At 60.0% G+C, this 1742-nt stretch carries 3 protein-coding genes and 1 pseudogene; 2 read left to right on the top strand and 2 right to left on the bottom strand.

The window, feature by feature from the left end:
• Positions 1 to 144 (bottom strand): annotated as a pseudogene (locus H3V53_RS42950) (Crp/Fnr family transcriptional regulator); the annotation flags it as partial.
• 35 nt (positions 145 to 179) lie between these two features.
• Positions 180 to 488, bottom strand: coding sequence for a response regulator (locus H3V53_RS42945; RefSeq protein ID WP_336603004.1), 309 nt, complete (start codon positions 486 to 488; stop codon positions 180 to 182).
• Positions 489 to 667: 179 nt separating this feature from the next.
• Here H3V53_RS42945 and H3V53_RS42940 point away from each other — a divergent pair, with 179 nt between their 5' ends.
• Both H3V53_RS42940 and H3V53_RS42935 read left to right on the top strand, forming a co-directional pair.
• A complete protein-coding gene (locus H3V53_RS42940) occupies positions 668 to 976 on the top strand; it encodes a hypothetical protein (RefSeq protein WP_336603003.1) in 309 nt (102 codons plus the stop codon).
• Between the two features lie 289 nt (positions 977 to 1265).
• A complete protein-coding gene (locus tag H3V53_RS42935) occupies positions 1266 to 1529 on the top strand; it encodes a hypothetical protein (protein ID WP_336603002.1) in 264 nt (87 codons plus the stop codon).
• The last annotated feature ends 213 nt before the right edge of the window (positions 1530 to 1742 follow it).

Here is a 1742-nt window from a genome sequence, read left to right as displayed (position 1 = left end):
CGCGACGCCGATATAGCCGCGCAGCTGCCTGCGCGTAGAGATATTGAGCAGGAATGCGGCGACGTGCTCCCGCGCCGACATGACACCAGGCAGCATCATCAGCGCGCTTTCGCGTACGATCTCCGTGCTCATCAGCACGTAGATCCGGTGCTGGAGCGAGCGGCTTTCGAGGCACTGCTTTACGGGCAGAGAAAGGGCCGGCTTGTAGCCTGGCACCCTGCCTGTTTTATTCCGGCGATTACGTCCATGCCGCTCCCAACAGGCAGGTGAAGGTCGATCAGGACCACGTTGGGCCTGATCCATTCGATATCGCGCAGGGCCTGAGTGGCGTCATCGGTCGTGCCCACGACCTCGGCCAGTCCAGTCGCCCTGACAAACGCGACAAGCTGTCTGAGCACGAGCGTCGAATCCTCAATGACATACACCGGCAGTTTTGCAAGCGGCTGATCTATGAGGCGAGTCTGCACGATCACGGTCTGCCTGACCATCGGCGGGTGCTTCTTTTAATCGGAGCTGCAGAGGTACGGGTAGCAATTTTCCTACCGACGTCGGCACGGAGGCCCTTTGACGCATGTCAACAGTCGAGGCTGCCAGCAAGCCATGATTCTGGTTGACCACGTGCGTGAACGTCGGGAACACGACTCGAGAGGTGACAGTGGGCGTCGGAATGGACATCCTCTATTTCGGCTTCAGCGGTTCCGACCTGCTGGAAGCGGAAGCCGCCATGGAATTGCTCCGGCTCGAGCGCTTCAAGTCGATCGTGCTCGGCTGCAAGCTGGCGATTGGACTCACGCGAACGGATTCGGGAGGTGTTCGATACGAGGTCAGCCTGGATGTCGTCACGACCGCTGATGGTGCCGCGCTCATCGGGCACGGCATAAGCGAAAGCGCCGAAACGGCCATCCGCAGCGCCTTTGATTCGGCCGAGAAGCAGCTGGAAACAGCAATCGTCAGAGCGGGAAGACAGTCACGTTAGCTGGGCAAGACGCATTGCAAACTGTTGTCGCGTCGCTGTGCTCCCGAGGTAAGAGCGGCGCCGAAGCAGAGAACCCTACGCTCCTGTCCCACAGGAGCATCGCATGCGGGCAGTTCGTCCGACTGGTCGGTTTATGCAGTGATAGCGGAGATGCAGCCGCTTATTCCACCCACCGTTCTGCGAGAGGTTGCGTACGTGCTTACCGTTAACCATCAACTTGTGCAGTATCGGCGTCCGGGCATGGGATGCATACAGCGGTGCCGGCATCCGTCGACCACAGGGAGCGTTCATGGATCTGCAAAAGGAGCTTGAAGAACTGCGGCGCGCCGACGAACATGTTGCGCTGGCCAGGCGTTGTATCGAACAGCAAAGGCAAATTGTATCGCGGCTCGCCGCGGGTGGCCGCGATGCATCCATGGCCCGCCAGCTTCTGCGAACGATGGAGGAGACGGTGACAGTCGCCAGTCTGCACCGTGCCCTCATTTCACGCGTTGTGGCGAGTTGCCGCGCAGTCGCGAAGCGCAAGCAAACACAAGAATCCCGTTCGCAGTGATACATGTCCGTCTCGCGCCCGCGATCGTACGGGCCCGATCGGCTACGGGTCCGCTATATGAGGTTAAGCGGTCACACGAATGCTCACGCAACATTGCGAACGGACGACCGCTATTGGCCGGTTCCGGCTAGTTGTTGATGCGGTCGCGTATCGATGCTGGGGCTTTCGGTTCCCAATACCCAGCGCTACCGTGATACCTTTCCGCGTGCAACC

It is taken from the genome of Paraburkholderia bengalensis (assembly GCF_037126505.1).
GTDB classification, from domain to species: Bacteria; Pseudomonadota; Gammaproteobacteria; order Burkholderiales; family Burkholderiaceae; genus Paraburkholderia; species Paraburkholderia bengalensis.
The sequence above is the reverse complement of the archived record's forward strand: the minus strand, read 5'-3'. Positions and strand labels throughout refer to the sequence as shown.